We start from the raw sequence: 14,552 nt of genomic DNA on the forward strand, positions 1-14,552 counted from the left end.
CGGCCCCTGGTCTCCTTCCCCCTTCCTTCCACGAAGACGCAGGTGGCAAAGGCGGACCGAACGGACGCTGTCACTCGCAGGGGGTGGGGTTTTCCGGGGTGGGGATTACCCCACCCCGATCTTCCTGACAGCCTCCTGGTGCGTGGGGGACCCAGGGCCTCACCATGATCGATATGGGAACGGGACTGGCACAGGCGGCGCTGCGGGCGCATCGTCCGGCCTTCGTGGGCACGGCGGTGGCCGCGCTCTTCGCGGCGACGGTGGTCAGCGCGTCGACGATGATGCTCGGCACGACGGGTACGGACGGACTCTCCGCGCGGGCCCGCGGACAGATCACCGAGAACGGCGTCGGGGACATGGCCCTGGTCCTGCTCATCGGATCGATCTACATGTCGATATTCGTGGTCGCGTCGACCATGGGCACGGCAGTCACCCAGCAACACCGTGAGCTCGCCCTGGTGCGGTCCATCGGCGCCAGGCCCCGGCAGATCCGCCGGGCGGTGGCGGGTCAGGCGCTCGCCGCGTCGGTCCCGGCGGCGCTCGTCGGCTTCGTCGTCGGCGGCTTCGTCGCACGCTGGTGGCACGCGGGCATGGTGTCGCACGGGCTGCTCCCCGCCGAGGCCGGCTTCCGGTTCGGCTGGGTCGCCCTGCCGGTGTGCCTCGGCGTGGCGGTGGTGACGACGACGCTGGCCGCGTTCCTCTCGGCGCTGCGGTTCTCGCTGCTGCGCCCGGCCCGCGCCCTGAGCGAGGCGGCGACCGGGCGAAGGGGCCTCGGCATGCTGCGGGCGCCGCTCGGCGTGGTCGCGATCGTGGGGGCCTGCGCCCTTGCCGTGCTCCTGTCGAAGCAGCCGGCGGACGAGGCCGGTGAGGGGGCCTTCCTCGTCCTGATCCTCTTCTGCGTCGGCGCGGGTCTGCTCGGTCCGCGCATCATCGGGCCCGCGGCCTGGCTGGTCTCCGCGCTGGTGGGCCGGTTCGGCGGCAGCGCGCGCCTCGCCATGCTCAACATCCGCTCGCAGCCCCGCCGCTTCTCCGCCGCTGTCGTGCCGCTCGTCCTGGTCGTGGGCTTCGGCCTGACCAAGATCGGCATGCATACGACGGCGCAGCACCACACGGGCTCGGCGGGCAGCACGGGCGAGGTCTGGCTCGACTACGTGGGCACCGGGCTCTACGCGGGCTTCGCCGCGATCGCCGCGGCGAACACCCTCGCCATGATCTCCTTCGAGCGTCGCCGCGATGTCGCCCTGCTGCGGGTGGTGGGCAGTCAGCAAGCTCAGGTGCGGGCGATGGCGGCCTGGGAGGCGGTGGTCGTCGCGGGGACGGCGCTGCTGCTGGGCACCGCGATCGCGCTCGGCACGCTGGCCCCGATCCTCAGCACGGCCTTCGGCTCGTCGCTCCCCCACCTGCCGTGGGCCGTGCCGACGGGGGTAGCGGCGGGCACGTTGCTGCTCACTCTGCTGGCGACGGGGCTGCCGGTCGCGTCGGTCCTGCGGAGACGAGCAATCTCCGTGGTCGGCGCGACGTGACGGGAAGGGCCAAGACGGGGCAGCTCCACGAGCGCCCCGGAAGGGGCGCGGGGAACTGCGCGGCCAGCCCCCACCGGGCCCGCAGGTGATGACCGCACCCCCAGCGGAGCGCTACTGCGGCGCCCCCCGCCACCCCGACACCGGCAGGGCGAACTTGGCCACGAGCCGGTCGGTGAACGAGGCGTGGTGCAGCCGGGCGAGCCGCACCGGCACCTCACCCCTGCGCACCTCGACCCGCGCGCCCGGCGGCAGCTCCACGGTCCGCCGGCCGTCGCACCACAGCACCCCGTGCGACGTGTGCTGCTGGACCTCGACGGCGAGGACCGAGTCCGGCGAGGTCACCAGGGGCTTGGCGAACAGGGCGTGGGCGCTGATCGGCACCATCAGGAGCGCCTCCACCTCGGGCCACACGACGGGCCCGCCCGCGGAGAAGGCGTACGCGGTGGATCCGGTGGGGGTCGCGCACACGATGCCGTCGCAGCCGAAGCCGGTGACCGGACGCCCGTCGATCTCCAGGACGACCTCGAGCATCAGCTCGGCCGACATCTTCTGCACGGCGGCCTCGTTCAGCGCCCAGTCGCGGTGCACGACATCGCCGTTGCTGCGCACGACGACGTCGACGGTCATCCGCTCCTCGACCTCGTACGCCTTCGTCACCACCCGGTCGACGACCTTGTCGAGGTCGTCGCGCTCGGCCTCGGCGAGGAAGCCGACCCGGCCCAGGTTCACGCCGAGCATCGGCACCCCGGAGGCCCGGGCGAACTCGGCGCCGCGCAGCAGCGTGCCGTCACCGCCGAGCACGACGAGCAGTTCACAGCCGTCGAGGCACTGCGGCGTGGCCTCCTTCACCGTGCCCACCTCGGACGGCAGCGGCAGATCGGCCGCCTCCGCTTCCAGGACGCGTACGCCGATGCCGCTGCGCAGCAGCCCCTGGACGACGAGTTCGGCACTGCGGATGGCAGCCGGCCGCCCGGTGTGCGCGAGCAGAAAAACAGTACGAGCTCGGGTCTGAGTCAACGGGGCCCCTCCGCCACGGCACGGTCAACGTCCGCCGGGTCGAGTTCGGGCGCCCCGGCACGCAGCCACAGAAAGTACTCGACATTCCCGGAAGGTCCGGGCAGCGGGCTCGCGGTCACGCCACGCACACCGAGCCCGAGCCCCCACGCCTGGCGCGCCACACCGCGTACGGCGTCGGCCCGCAGCGCCGTGCTGCGCACCACACCGCCGCTGCCCAGGCGCTCCTTGCCGACCTCGAACTGCGGCTTGACCATCAGGACCAGGTCGGCGTCCGGGGCGGCGCAGCGCACGAGCGCGGGCAGCACCAGACCGAGCGGGATGAACGACAGGTCGCCGACGACCAGGTCGACGGGGGTGCCGTCGATGGCCTCCAGCGTCAACTCGCGTACGTTCGTACGGTCCTTGACGGTGACCCGCTCGTCGCTCTGCAGCGACCAGGCGAGCTGGCCGTATCCGACATCCACGGCGACGACGCCGGAGGCGCCCGCGCGCAGCAGCACATCGGTGAAACCGCCGGTGGACGCGCCGGCGTCGAGCGCGCGCCGCCCCTCGACGACCAGGCCCTGCGGGACGAACGCGGCGAACGCGCCCGCCAGCTTGTGGCCGCCGCGCGAGACGTAGTCGGGGTCGCCTTCGTCGTTCGCGACCACGATGGCCGCGGCGGTCTCCACCTGCGTGGCGGGCTTCGTCGCGGTGTTCTTGTCGACGGTCACCCGCCCGGCGGCGATCAGCTGGCTGGCGTGCTCGCGCGAGCGCGCCAGCTTGCGCCGGACCAGTTCGGCGTCGAGGCGGCGGCGTGCCACTCCTGCCACGTTCTGTTCAGCTCCTGTTGTACGAGGGTGAGTACGGGGGTGCGTGCGGGGACGAAGCCGCGGGCGTCCCCATGGGCGAGGGCGCCGGCGGCCCGGGGCGTGCGTCGAGCGCGGTCAGCGCGTCACGCAGTCCCCGGTGTACATCCTCGTACACCTCGATGTGGCCGTCCGTAGCGAGGTGGTCCGCATCGCCGAGACGCCGGAGCAGGCCGTCCACCTCCGCGTCACCGGTCGGGGCACGTTCCACCCCGAGGGGCGCGGGGCCGACGGGGTCGTACGTCTCCGGCTCAGGCTCGGGGCCCGGCAACGAGTCGCTCATGCCACGACGCTACCGCGAAGCGCTGCGGTACCGTCGATCACGATGGCGACGATCGAAGAGTGCCGCACGGCGCTCGACACACTCTCGGACAACCTGGCGGGCGCCGACGACGGCGTGCGCGGCGCCGCCGCGCTCGACCGCTCGCTCAGCTGCCGCATCACCGATCTCGACGTGACCTTCACGGGCCGTCTCGAGAACGGCCGGATCACGGTGCTCGACACCTTTCCCGGAGCTCCTCGCGAGAAGGCCGAGATCCGCCTCGCCCTGTCCGGTGACGATCTGGTGGCGTTGGTCGACGGCGAGCTGAACTTCGCGAAGGCCTGGGCCTCCGGCCGGGTCAAGCTGGAGGCGGGCCTGCGCGACATGCTCCGCCTCAGGTCGCTGCTTTAGCCCCCACGCCCGCCGTGCCGGCCGCGTCCGCCGACTCGACGGGCTTCTTGCGGCCGCGGCGCGCCGCGGGCACCACGAGCGGTGTCCCGGTCTCCGGGTCGTCGATGATCTGGCAGTCCATCCCGAAGGTGTCCCGCACCAGCTCCGTGGTGACGACATCGGCCGGCGCGCCCTCGGCGATGACCTCGCCGTCGCGCAGGGCGATGAGGTGGGTGGCGTACCGAGCCGCGTGGTTGAGGTCGTGCAGGACGGCGACGAGCGTGCGTCCCTGCTCCTCGTGGAGGTCGGCGCACAGGTCGAGGACGTCGATCTGGTGCTGGATGTCGAGGAACGTCGTCGGCTCGTCCAGGAGAAGCAGCGGGGTCTGCTGGGCGAGCGCCATCGCGATCCAGACGCGCTGGCGCTGGCCGCCCGAGAGCTCGTCGACATAGCGATCGGCCAGTTCGGCGACGCCGGTCGAGGCCATCGACTCGTTCACGATCCGCTCGTCCTCCGCCGACCACTGGCGAAGGAGCCCCTGGTGGGGGTAGCGGCCGCGCGCCACCAGGTCGCCCACGGTGATGCCGTCGGGCGCGATGGACGACTGCGGAAGCAGGCCGAGCGTCCGTGCCACCTTCTTCGCGGGCATCGACTGGATGACGTTGCCGTCGAGCAGGACGCGGCCCGCCGAGGGCTTGAGCATCCGCGACAGGGCGCGCAGCAACGTGGACTTGCCGCAGGCGTTCGGGCCGACGATCACCGTGAAGGAGTTGTCGGGTATCTCGACGGACAACTTCTCCGCGATGACGCGCTGGTCGTAGCCAAGGGTCACGTCGTCCGCGATGAGCCGGTTCACTGCGGCACGCTCCTGCCTGTCGGTGCTCTCAGAGGTATCAGAGGTCTTCGTGGTCACGGCCGTACGCGTCTTCATATCCGCCCCGCCTTGCGCTCGATGACGAGGAGCCACAGCAGGTAGATGCCGCCGAGCACACCCGTGACCACGCCGACGGGCAGCTGGTCGGCGCCGAAGGCCCGCTGCGACGCCCAGTCCGCGACGACCAGCAGGGTGGCGCCCATGAACATCGCGGGCATCAGGTTCGGCCCCGGCGAGCGGGTGAGCCGCCTGGCCAGCTGCGGCGCGGTGAGCGCGACGAAGCTGACGGGTCCCGCGGCGGCCGTGGCCGCGGCGGTGAGCAGCACGGCCGAGGCCATCAGGACGATGCGGGTGCGCTCGACGGGGACGCCGAGCGCGTAGCCGACGTCGTCGCCCATCTCCAGCATCCGCAGCGGACGCGCGTACGTCATGACGAGCGGTACGAGGACGGCGCTCAGGACGAGCAGCGGCCAGACCTGCTCCCAGTCGCGGCCGTTGAGCGAGCCGGTCATCCAGACGACGGCGCGGGCGGCGTCGACGATGTCCGCCTTGGTGAGCAGATAGCCGTTGATCGCGGTGACGAAGGCGGAGACGCCGATGCCGACCAGCACGAACCGGAAGCCGTGCACGCCCCGCTTCCAGGCGAGCACATAGATCGCGAAGCCGGTCACCAGACCGCCCACGAGCGCCCCGCCCGCGACCTGCACCGCGGTGCCCTGGAAGAGGACGATCATGATGAGCGCGCCCGCGGTGGCCCCCTGCCCGAGGCCGAGGATGTCCGGACTGCCCAGCGGATTGCGGGAGATGGACTGGAAGATCGCGCCGCCGAGCCCGAGCGCGGCCCCGACGAGAAGGCCGACGAGGACCCGCGGCAGGCGCAGGTCGTTGATGATGAACTCCTGGCCGGCGTCCCCGTTGCCGAGCAGGGTGCGGATGACGTCGGCGGCGGGGATGGGGAAATCGCCGGTGCCGATCAGGACGACGCTCGCGGCGAGCGCGGCCAGGATGAGCACGGCGACGACCACGGCCGTGCGGACGTCGAGGCGGAAGCTGAGCCCGCCCCGGGTGCGTATCGCCTTCACAGCTGGGCCAGCCTCCGCCGTCGTACGAGAAAGATGAAGACCGGGGCGCCGATCAACGCGGTGATGATGCCGACCTGCAGCTCGGCGGGGCGCGCGACGATACGCCCGATGACGTCGGCGCCGAGCAGCAGGACCGGCGAGAGGATCGCCGCGTACGGCAGGATCCAGCGCATGTCGGGCCCGGTGAAGGAACGCACGACGTGCGGCACCATCAGGCCGACGAACATGATCGGCCCGCAGGCCGCGGTCGCCGCCCCGCAGAGCAGGGTCGCTGCGGCCATGGACAGGGCGCGGGTGCGGTTCAGGTGGGCGCCGAGCGCTCGGGCGGTGTCGTCCCCCATGGCCATGGCGTTGAGCGGCCGGGCGAGGCCCAGGGCCAGCACGATGCCGATCACGAGGAAGGGCAGGACCTGGAGGATCGTCTCGGTCTTGGCCGAGGCCAGGGAACCGACCGTCCAGAAGCGCATCTTGTTGAGCGCGGCGTTGTCCGTGATCATCACGGCCTGCAGATAGCCGTAGAGCGCGGCGCTCAGCGCGGTACCGGCGAGCGCGAGCCGTACGGGCGTCGCGTTGCGGGTCCCGCCGAGCGCGTAGACGGCGGCGCCGACGACTGCCGCTCCGGCGAAGGCGAACCACACGTAGCCGCTCAGCGAGGTGACCCCGAAGAAGCTGATGGCGGTGACGACGGCGGCCGATGCCCCGAGGTTGATGCCGAGCAGTCCCGGGTCGGCCAGCGGGTTGCGCGTCAGCGCCTGCAGTACGGCTCCGGCGAGGCCGAGGGCCACGCCGACGAGCACGCCGAGCAGCGTCCGCGAGAGCCGCTCTCCGACGACGACATCGCCGTACGTCCCGGTGTCCTGGAAGAGCCCGTGCCAGACCTGGTCCAGGGACATCTGTTTGGCACCGACCGCGATGCTCGCCACGACGACGAGCAGCAGCACACAGACCGAGACGAGGAGCCCGGCGCTGCGTATCGCGCGGCGGTTGGGTGGCGCGGGGGCGGTCTCCGCGCTGGCTTCGGGGGGACTGTCGACCAACACCAGGTTAGGTTAGCCTACCCTCGCACTTGACTTCGACGAGAGAGGCACCCCCTATGCGTGCCCGCCGCCCGATACCTCCCGGTCCGCACCGGGGTGGTGTGCTCGGCGGCGCCGGCGGCGCCCTCGGCATCGGCGGGCTCCTGACAGCATGCGGCGGCCCCGAGGGCGACGCAAAATCGTCAGGCGGCGGCACGGGCTGGAGCTTCGAGGACCACCGCGTGCCGACGGCGAAGCCCGCCGGACGCCCGCGCAGGATCGTCGCCCACATCGGAGCGGCCGCCGCGCTGACCGGCAATCTCCAGCCCGACCAGCTCAAGAAGTCCGGGCCCACCTGGGCGAAACTCCCCGCGGTCAAGGCGGGCCAGGTCATCTCCTCGTCGAACGAGGCCCAGTTCAGTCACGCCGGCTACGCCCCGCTCATCGAGCAGCTCGCGGCAGCCGTCGACAAGTCGAAGAAGGCGGCAGCCTGATGCCCATCGCCCACCGCCCCCTCGCCTCCAGAGGCATGTCCCGCCGCGGTCTGCTGGCCTCCGGCGGGGCCCTCGGCCTCGGCGCGCTGCTCAGCGCCTGCGGGAGCGAGGAGAAGAAGGCCGGGAAGAGCACGGACTCGAAGTCCTGGAGCTTCAAGGACGACCGCGGCAAGACCGCCGAGCTCGACCACGCCCCGAAGAACATCGTCGCCTACATCAGCACGGCCGCGGCCCTGCATGACTACGGCGTCACCTGCACCGGGGTCTTCGGCCCCTCCAAGCCGGTGGACGGCAAGCCCAACCCCCAGGCAGGCGAGCTCGATGTCGACAAACTGACGAGCCTGGGTGAGTCCTTCAACCAGTTCAGCATCGAGAAGTACGCGGCGCTCGAGCCCGATCTCCTGGTCAGCAACATGTTCCCGCCGCCCGCCCTCTGGTTCGTGCCCGCGGACAGCACCAAGAAGATCGAGGCGCTCGCGCCCACGGTCGGCATCAACGGCGCCCGCGCCTCACTCCTCGAGCCGCTCGAACGCTACACCGAACTCGCCGAGGCGCTCGGCGGAGACCTCGGTTCGGAGAAGGTACGCGCCGCCAAGGCCCGCTTCGACAAGGCCGAGCGCCGACTGCGCAAGGCGGCGAAGGCCAACCGCGGCCTGAAGGTCCTCGCGATGACCGGCGACGCCGACCAGTTCTATGTCGCCGTACCGGACTCCTACTGCGACCTGAACTACTTCAAGGATCTCGGCGTCGAGTTCGTCGAGGGCAAGAAGAGCGACGAATGGGGCTTCTGGGAGTTCCTCAGCTGGGAGAACGCCGACAAATACCACGCGGATCTCATCATGATGGACAACCGGTCGAGCGCCCTGCCGCCCAAGGAGCTCGCGAAGAAACCCACCTGGGAGCTGCTCCCCGCCGTCAAGGCCGGACAGACCGTGCCCTGGTCGATGGAAGAGCGCTACAGCTACGCCGGTTTCGCCCCCGTGCTCGAACAACTCGCCGCCGCCATCGAGAAGTCGAAGAGGCTCACCTGATGTCCGAATCCCCGTACCACTTCTTCGACACCCACGTACTGCGCACCGAGTACGTCACCCCCTCCATGATCCGCGTGGCCCTCGGCGGCGACGACCTGGCGCGGATGGCATCGGCGGGCCGCGACCAGCGCATCAAGGTGTTCCTGCCGCACCCGGGTCAGGACGCCCCCGTCATGCCGGACACGACGGAGGGCGACGCGGCCAATTGGTACGCCGACTGGTGCGCCCTCGACCCCGACGTGCGGGGCATCATGCGCACGTACACCACGCGTGAACTGCGCCGCGATCCGGACGAGTTGATCGTCGACTTCGCGGTCCACGGCGCGACCCCCTCGCCCTCCGACGGACCGGCCACCAGCTGGGCGCGGTCCGCTCGGCCCGGCGCGCGGATCGGCGTGCTCGCCCCGGTCGAGGAGGAGAACGGCGCCTACGACTTCAGGCCGCCGCAGGACACCGACTGGGTCCTGCTGACCGCCGACGAGTCGGCGCTCCCGGCGGTCGCGGCCATCCTGGAGACGCTCCCGCCCCGGACGCCGACCCGCGTCTGGATCGAGGTCCACGACCTGGCGGACAAGCAGGAGCTGCCCACGAAGGCCGACGCCGAGATCACCTGGCTCACCGGGGAGGGCTCGACGCCCTCCGCGATCCGCGCCGCCGAGCTGCCCTCGGGCACTCCGTACGCCTGGGTCACGGGCGAGTCCGCGACCGTCAAGACGGTCCGGCGTCACCTGGTCGGCGACCGCGGCTTCGACCGCAAGCGGATCTCGTTCTCCGGTTACTGGCGCAAGGGAACCACCACGGACGAGCTGATCGACCGCAACGAGACGGCCTGACCTCCCCCAGGCCCGCTCCTGGCCCGCCCCTGACCGAAGCCGCCCCGAAGCCGCGAAGCCCTGCCGAAGCCCCGTCCGCCCGCCGGCCGGGGCTCCGCCATGGATCGGGCAGCGGCACGCTCCCGGGGGCGGCTACACCCCCAGCCGCGACAACGCCTTCCCCGCGTCCAGCGTGCACTTGCCGTCCCCCGCCTCCGTCCACGCCGCCGCGCACAGCGCCCGCAGCCCGTCCATGACCTCGCCCTCGCCGTCGAGCACCAGCTCGTGCCCCCGCGCCGAAGCCGTCCATCCGCCGCAGCCGAAGCCGCCATCCTCCGGGGTCACTTCGGGCTGGCCGGTCAGCACGCCGCGCAGATCCGCGTCCACGTACGTGGGCCGGTGCTCGGGCGGCGCGGCGAGCAGCTGGGCGCCGTCCGTGACCCCGGTCAGGACGAGCAGCGAGTCCACCTCGCCGTTGAACGCGCCCTCGATGTCCGTGTCGAGCCGGTCCCCCACGACCAACGGCCGCTCGGCGCCCGTCCGCAGGATCGTCTCGCGGTGCATCGGAGGCAACGGCTTGCCCGCCACCTGCGGCTCCGCACCCGTCGCGATGCGTACGACCTCGACCGCCGCGCCATTGCCGGGCGCGATCCCCCGCGCACTGGGAATCGTCAGGTCCGTGTTGGACGCGAACCACGGCACACCCCGCGCGATCGCGTAACAGGCCTCGGCGAACCGCCCCCACACCATGTCGGGGCCGCCGTACCCCTGCACGACCGCCACAGGACCGTCGTCCGCCGACTCCACCGGCTCGAGCCCACGCTCCCGCAGCGCGACCCGCAGCCCCTCCCCGCCGATCACCAACACACGCGCCCCTTCGGGCACTTGCTCGCTCACCAGCCGCGCCGCCGCCTGCGCGGACGTGATGACGTCCGCGGCCCCCGTCGCGATGCCGAGCTCCGACAGATGCTCGGCCACCGCGTCCGGCGTGCGCAGCGCGTTGTTCGTCACGTACGCGAGATGCATGCCGCCTGACCGGGCCGTCCCGAGCGACTCGACGGCATGGTCGATCGCGTGGCCACCCGCGTACACCACCCCGTCCAGGTCGAGCAGCGCCGTGTCATACGCCTCGCTCAGCACATTCCGGCTGCCTTCGGGCCGCGTCCTGACGGTCTGGCTCATTACGCATCGCTCCTCGATCGATCCCACTCCCCCGATCATCGCTCATGCCACTGACACACATACGATGCAGCAATGAACACAGCGGGTCATACCGACGACCAAGGCCTCGACCTGATCCCGTTCCGGGGCGTGCGCTACGACCCCGAGCGGGTCGGCAGCCTTGCCGCCGTGACGTCCCCGCCGTACGACGTGGTCGTACGGCCCGACGGCCTGCTCCACCTGGAGTCCGCCGACCCGCACAACATCGTCCGGCTGATCCTCCCGCAGGCGACCACACCGGCGGCCCGCAACCAACAGGCCGCCGAGACCCTGCACGCCTGGCTCTCCGACGGCATCCTCGCGCCCGACCCGGAGCCGAGCCTCTACATCTACGAGCAGCGCGACGCCGGCATCCTGCAGCGCGGCGTCATCGGCGCACTCCGCCTCTCCGAGGCGAGCGACGGCATCGTCCTGCCCCACGAAGGCGTCATGCCGCACGTCGTGGAAGACCGCGCGGCCCTGATGCGCGCGACGAGCGCCAACCTGGAACCGCTGCTCCTGACCTACCGCTCGAACGGCGACGCCACCGGCGCCACAGCCGTCATCGAGCGCACCGTGAAGAACAAGCCTCTCTTGTCGACGACCACGGAGGACGGCTTCAGCCACCGCCTGTGGGCGGTCACCGACCCCGCCGACCTCGCCGAGATCCAGTCAGATCTCTCTCATCACCAGGCCCTGATCGCGGACGGCCATCACCGGTGGGCGACCAATCTCCGGCTGCGCTCCGAGCACCCGTCCGACAGCGCCTGGGACTACGGCCTGGTGCTCCTCGTGGACACCGCGCGCTACCCGCTCCGGGTCCGCTCCATCCACCGCTATCTGCACAGGCTGCCGGTCGCCGACGCCCTCGCCGCTCTCGGGGACTCCTTCCGCACACGCACCGTCGAAGGCCCCCTGCCACGTGCCCTCGAAGCCCTGGGCGAAGCGGCGGCCGAGGGCAACGCCTTCCTCCTCGTGGGTGACGGCGCCTTCCACCTCGTGGACCGCCCGTCCCCCGAGCTGCTCGCCCGTACGATCCCGGCCGACCGCCCGGAGGCCTGGCGCACCCTGGACGCGACGGTCCTGCACTCCACGCTCCTCGATCACATCTGGCGGATCCCGGACGCCCCGGAGCACATCGCGTACATCCACGACACCGAGGCGACCGTGGAGAAGGCGGAACGCGACGGCGGTACGGCGGTCCTGATGCACCCGGTCCGCGAAGAAGTCGTACGCGACCTGGCCCGCCAGGGGGTCACGATGCCCCGCAAGTCCACGTCCTTCGGCCCCAAGCCTGCATCGGGCCTGGTCCTGCGCAGCCTGGACTTCTGAAGCGCGCGCACTTAGACGGACACACATACGACAACGGGCGGGACCCCTGAGGGGATCCCGCCCGTTGTCGTACTACCAGGTCAGTGCTCAGGCCTTGCGGTCCTCGTCACCATCGTCGTCGAGCTCGAAGTCGTCCTCGTCGTAGTACTCTTCGACGCCCTCGTCCTCCTCCTCGACGGAGACGGCATCGACGACCGCGGGCTCCTGGACCGGCGCGTCCGTGTCGCCGTGGAGCGCGTCGACGAACTCGACACCGTCCAGCTCGGCGAGACGGTCCGACGCGTCGGTGCTGCCGTCCTTGTCGGACTCGATGACCTTCGCGAACCACTCGCGCGACTCGTCCTCACGCCCCGCGGCGAGCAGCGCGTCGGCGTACGCGTACCGCAGTCGCGCCGTCCACGGCTGGACGGAGTTCGACGCCAGCTCGGGGCCCTGCAGGGTGACGATGGCGGCATCGATCTGCCCCAGGTCACGCCGCGCACCGGCGGCGACGAGACGCATCTCGACCTGCCCCGGCTTGTCCAGCTTCTGGACCTCGGGCGCACCGGCCATGTCCAGCGCCTTCTCGGGCCGGCCCATGCCGCGCTCGCAGTCCGCCATGACGGGCCAGAGCTCGACACTGCCGGTCATCCGCTTGGCAGCACGGAACTCACCGAGCGCCTCGCTGTACTTCTGGGTCGCGTACGCCGCGAAGCCCGCCGCCTCGCGTACGGCGGCGACACGCGAGGCGAGCCGCAGCGCGACGCGCGAGTACTCGTAGGCCTGCTCGGGGTCCTCGTCGATGAGGTTCGCGACCATCACCAGGTTCCTGGCGACGTCCTCGGCGAGGCCCTTGGGAAGGCTCTGCAGCTCCTGCTGCACGTCCTTGTCGATCTCGTGCCCCGTGACTTCCTCGGGGATCGGCAGCCGCTTGATCGGCTCGCGGTCACGCTCGTCACGGCCGCGGTATCCACCACGGTCGCCGTCACGCCGGTCGTCGCGCCCACGGAACCCACCGGGCCGCCCACCACGGTCGTCGCGCCGCGGTCCACGGTCATCGCGCCCGCGGAAGCCGCCACCGCCGCCGCCACGGTTGTCATCGCGACGGAAACCACCACGGTCACCCCCGCGATCGCCACCACGGTCACTGCCGCGGTCGTCGCGCCGGAAGCCACCGCGATCGCCGCTGCCACCACGGTCGTCGCGACGCTCGTCACGGCGGAACCCACCGCGATCGCCGCCACCACGGTTGTCGTCACGACGGTCGTCGCGCTGGAAAGCGGGACGGTCGCCACCGCGGGGCCGGTCGTCGCGGCGGTCATCACGGCGATCGTCACGACGGAAACCGCCACGGTCACCACCGCGATCGTCACGCCGGTCATCCCGGCGGAAACCGCCACGGTCGCCGCCACCACGGTTGTCATCACGACGCTCATCGCGCCGGAACGCGGGACGGTCACCGTCACGACGGAACCCACCGCGATCGCCACCGCCGCGGTTGTCATCGCGACGGAAGCCACCACGGTCGCCGCCACCACGGTTGTCATCACGACGGTCGTCACGGCGGAAGGGGGGCCGGTCACCGTCGCGGCGCGGGGCGCCAGAGGTCGAGCGGTCATCGCGTCGGAAGGGGGGACGATCGCCGTCACGGCGGTCGTCGCGGCGCGGGGCGCCGGAGGTGGAGCGGTCGTCACGACGGAACGCGGGACGGTCGCCGTCACGGCGGTCATCGCGACGCGGGCCGCCAGAGGTCGAACGGTCATCACGGCGGAACGGAGGGCGCCCGCCACCGTCACGGTCGTCACGCCCGCGGAAGCCGCCACCGCCGCCGCCACGGTTGTCATCGCGACGGAAGCCACCACGGTCACCACCGCGATCGTCACGCCGGTCATCCCGGCGGAAACCGCCACGGTCGCCGCCACCACGGTTGTCGCCGCCACGATTGTCGTCGCGTCGGAAACCACCACGGTCACCGCTGCCGCCACGGTTGTCGTCACGACGGAAGCCACCACGGTCGCCGCTGCCACCGCGGTCGTCGCGACGGGGGGCGCCCCGGTCACGGTCGTCACGGCGGGGACCGCCGGAGGTGGGGCGGTCGTCGCGGCGGAACGGAGGACGCCCGCCACCGCTGCGGTCGCCGTCGCGACGCGGTGCGCCGCCACGGTATCCGCCCCGGTCGCCACCGTCCCGGCTGCGCTGCCCGCGCTCCGGTCGCTCGTCGGGAGAGTTGGTGGACATCGGTGACTCCTAGTCTTCGGTACCGCAGTCATTCTCGCGCAGCCGGGTAGCCGGCGCGCTTCGACAAAAACAAAAAGGACCCTTGGTCCCAGCGTGGACGCTGGGACCAAGGGTCCTCCAAAAATTGTTCGGCGGCGTCCTACTCTCCCACAGGGTCCCCCCTGCAGTACCATCGGCGCTTTGAGGCTTAGCTTCCGGGTTCGGAATGTAACCGGGCGTTTCCCTCACGCTATGACCACCGAAACCCTATGAAATATCCCGCCGCAAAGCGGGATCCCAAACAGGGCAGCGAACAAGCACACTCTTCAATTAAGTGGTGTAGCCGTTCAGCCGACACAACTGTTCGTTGTTTCAGAACTAACACAGTGGACGCGAGCAACTGAGGACAAGCCCTCGGCCTATTAGTACCAGTCACCTCCACCCGTTACCGGGCTTCCAGATCTGGCCTATCAAC

General features: G+C 71.2%; 14 protein-coding genes, 1 rRNA gene and 1 pseudogene. 6 read left to right on the top strand and 10 right to left on the bottom strand.

Annotated features, from left to right (window positions below; genetic code table 11):
* The first annotated feature begins 173 nt into the window (after positions 1-173).
* A complete protein-coding gene (locus ACWGIH_RS16315; RefSeq protein WP_453451867.1) occupies positions 174-1,523 on the top strand; it encodes an FtsX-like permease family protein in 1,350 nt (449 codons plus the stop codon).
* A gap of 111 nt (positions 1,524-1,634) precedes the next feature.
* Here ACWGIH_RS16315 and ACWGIH_RS16320 read toward each other — a convergent pair whose 3' ends face one another.
* The 3 genes from ACWGIH_RS16320 to ACWGIH_RS16330 are packed head-to-tail and all read right to left on the bottom strand — an operon-like array spanning position 1,635 to position 3,671.
* The gene (locus ACWGIH_RS16320) at positions 1,635-2,540 is read right to left on the bottom strand and encodes an NAD kinase (RefSeq protein WP_453451868.1); all 906 of its coding nucleotides are present in this window, start codon (positions 2,538-2,540) and stop codon (positions 1,635-1,637) included.
* Entirely contained in the window at positions 2,537-3,352 is an 816-nt protein-coding gene (locus ACWGIH_RS16325; protein ID WP_453451869.1) for a TlyA family RNA methyltransferase, read from the bottom strand. Before ACWGIH_RS16325 ends, ACWGIH_RS16320 begins: the two co-directional genes overlap by 4 nt.
* Before the next feature lie 7 nt (positions 3,353-3,359).
* The gene (locus tag ACWGIH_RS16330; protein ID WP_453451870.1) at positions 3,360-3,671 is read right to left on the bottom strand and encodes a hypothetical protein; all 312 of its coding nucleotides are present in this window, start codon (positions 3,669-3,671) and stop codon (positions 3,360-3,362) included.
* Positions 3,672-3,713: 42 nt separating this feature from the next.
* Here ACWGIH_RS16330 and ACWGIH_RS16335 point away from each other — a divergent pair, with 42 nt between their 5' ends.
* On the top strand, positions 3,714-4,061 hold the full coding sequence (locus ACWGIH_RS16335; RefSeq protein ID WP_453451871.1) for an alkyl sulfatase C-terminal domain-containing protein: 348 nt from the start codon (positions 3,714-3,716) through the stop codon (positions 4,059-4,061).
* On the opposite strand, the gene ACWGIH_RS16340 is transcribed toward ACWGIH_RS16335, so the two are convergent.
* The 3 genes from ACWGIH_RS16340 to ACWGIH_RS16350 all read right to left on the bottom strand — a co-directional run bounded on the left by ACWGIH_RS16340 (position 4,045) and on the right by ACWGIH_RS16350 (position 7,036).
* The gene (locus ACWGIH_RS16340) at positions 4,045-4,896 is read right to left on the bottom strand and encodes an ABC transporter ATP-binding protein (protein ID WP_453451872.1); all 852 of its coding nucleotides are present in this window, start codon (positions 4,894-4,896) and stop codon (positions 4,045-4,047) included. The two genes, ACWGIH_RS16335 and ACWGIH_RS16340, sit on opposite strands and share 17 nt — an antisense overlap.
* A 71-nt stretch (positions 4,897-4,967) precedes the next feature.
* Positions 4,968-5,996 carry a FecCD family ABC transporter permease gene (locus ACWGIH_RS16345; protein ID WP_453451873.1) on the bottom strand — a complete coding sequence of 343 codons (1,029 nt, stop codon included), beginning with the start codon at positions 5,994-5,996 and terminating at the stop codon, positions 4,968-4,970.
* Entirely contained in the window at positions 5,993-7,036 is a 1,044-nt protein-coding gene (locus ACWGIH_RS16350) for a FecCD family ABC transporter permease (protein ID WP_365820708.1), read from the bottom strand. The genes ACWGIH_RS16345 and ACWGIH_RS16350 overlap by 4 nt, the downstream gene beginning before the upstream one ends.
* 53 nt (positions 7,037-7,089) lie before the next feature.
* Between ACWGIH_RS16350 and ACWGIH_RS16355 the strand changes: the two genes are divergently transcribed.
* From ACWGIH_RS16355 to ACWGIH_RS16365, 3 genes are read left to right on the top strand one after another with little or no spacing between them, the layout of a single operon-like run.
* Positions 7,090-7,506, top strand: coding sequence for a hypothetical protein (locus ACWGIH_RS16355; protein ID WP_453451874.1), 417 nt, complete (start codon positions 7,090-7,092; stop codon positions 7,504-7,506).
* Positions 7,506-8,537 (top strand): ABC transporter substrate-binding protein, encoded by a 1,032-nt coding sequence (locus tag ACWGIH_RS16360; protein WP_453451875.1) that lies wholly within the window; start codon positions 7,506-7,508, stop codon positions 8,535-8,537. The genes ACWGIH_RS16355 and ACWGIH_RS16360 overlap by 1 nt, the downstream gene beginning before the upstream one ends.
* Positions 8,537-9,370, top strand: coding sequence for a siderophore-interacting protein (locus ACWGIH_RS16365; protein ID WP_453451876.1), 834 nt, complete (start codon positions 8,537-8,539; stop codon positions 9,368-9,370). Before ACWGIH_RS16360 ends, ACWGIH_RS16365 begins: the two co-directional genes overlap by 1 nt.
* 132 nt (positions 9,371-9,502) lie before the next feature.
* Here the strand turns inward: ACWGIH_RS16365 and ACWGIH_RS16370 are convergent, their stop codons facing one another.
* Positions 9,503-10,531: an HAD hydrolase-like protein gene (locus ACWGIH_RS16370; protein ID WP_453451877.1), complete on the bottom strand. Its 1,029-nt coding sequence runs from the start codon at positions 10,529-10,531 to the stop codon at positions 9,503-9,505.
* A gap of 72 nt (positions 10,532-10,603) precedes the next feature.
* On the opposite strand from ACWGIH_RS16370, the gene ACWGIH_RS16375 reads away from it, so the two are divergent.
* Entirely contained in the window at positions 10,604-11,881 is a 1,278-nt protein-coding gene (locus ACWGIH_RS16375; RefSeq protein WP_453451878.1) for a DUF1015 domain-containing protein, read from the top strand.
* An 87-nt stretch (positions 11,882-11,968) separates the two neighbouring features.
* Here the strand turns inward: ACWGIH_RS16375 and ACWGIH_RS16380 are convergent, their stop codons facing one another.
* The 3 genes and pseudogenes from ACWGIH_RS16380 to rrf form a co-directional block, all read right to left on the bottom strand.
* Entirely contained in the window at positions 11,969-12,787 is an 819-nt protein-coding gene (locus tag ACWGIH_RS16380) for a hypothetical protein (protein ID WP_453451882.1), read from the bottom strand.
* Between the two features lie 270 nt (positions 12,788-13,057).
* Positions 13,058-13,945 (bottom strand): annotated as a pseudogene (locus ACWGIH_RS16385) (hypothetical protein); the annotation flags it as partial.
* A gap of 279 nt (positions 13,946-14,224) precedes the next feature.
* Positions 14,225-14,341 (bottom strand): 5S ribosomal RNA (rrf, locus tag ACWGIH_RS16390).
* Between the last annotated feature and the right edge of the window lie 211 nt (positions 14,342-14,552).

It is taken from the genome of Streptomyces sp. NPDC054872 (genome assembly GCF_053610705.1).

What these genes read in the sequence shown, in the direction of transcription:
- ACWGIH_RS16315 (WP_453451867.1), top strand. Translation starts at nt 174, where the DNA reads ATGGGAACGGGACTGGCACAGGCGGCGCTGCGGGCGCATCGTCCGGCC.
- ACWGIH_RS16330 (WP_453451870.1), bottom strand. Translation starts at nt 3,671, where the DNA reads ATGAGCGACTCGTTGCCGGGCCCCGAGCCTGAGCCGGAGACGTACGAC.
- ACWGIH_RS16335 (WP_453451871.1), top strand. Translation starts at nt 3,714, where the DNA reads ATGGCGACGATCGAAGAGTGCCGCACGGCGCTCGACACACTCTCGGAC.
- ACWGIH_RS16355 (WP_453451874.1), top strand. Translation starts at nt 7,090, where the DNA reads ATGCGTGCCCGCCGCCCGATACCTCCCGGTCCGCACCGGGGTGGTGTG.
- ACWGIH_RS16360 (WP_453451875.1), top strand. Translation starts at nt 7,506, where the DNA reads ATGCCCATCGCCCACCGCCCCCTCGCCTCCAGAGGCATGTCCCGCCGC.
- ACWGIH_RS16365 (WP_453451876.1), top strand. Translation starts at nt 8,537, where the DNA reads ATGTCCGAATCCCCGTACCACTTCTTCGACACCCACGTACTGCGCACC.
- ACWGIH_RS16370 (WP_453451877.1), bottom strand. Translation starts at nt 10,531, where the DNA reads ATGAGCCAGACCGTCAGGACGCGGCCCGAAGGCAGCCGGAATGTGCTG.
- ACWGIH_RS16375 (WP_453451878.1), top strand. Translation starts at nt 10,604, where the DNA reads ATGAACACAGCGGGTCATACCGACGACCAAGGCCTCGACCTGATCCCG.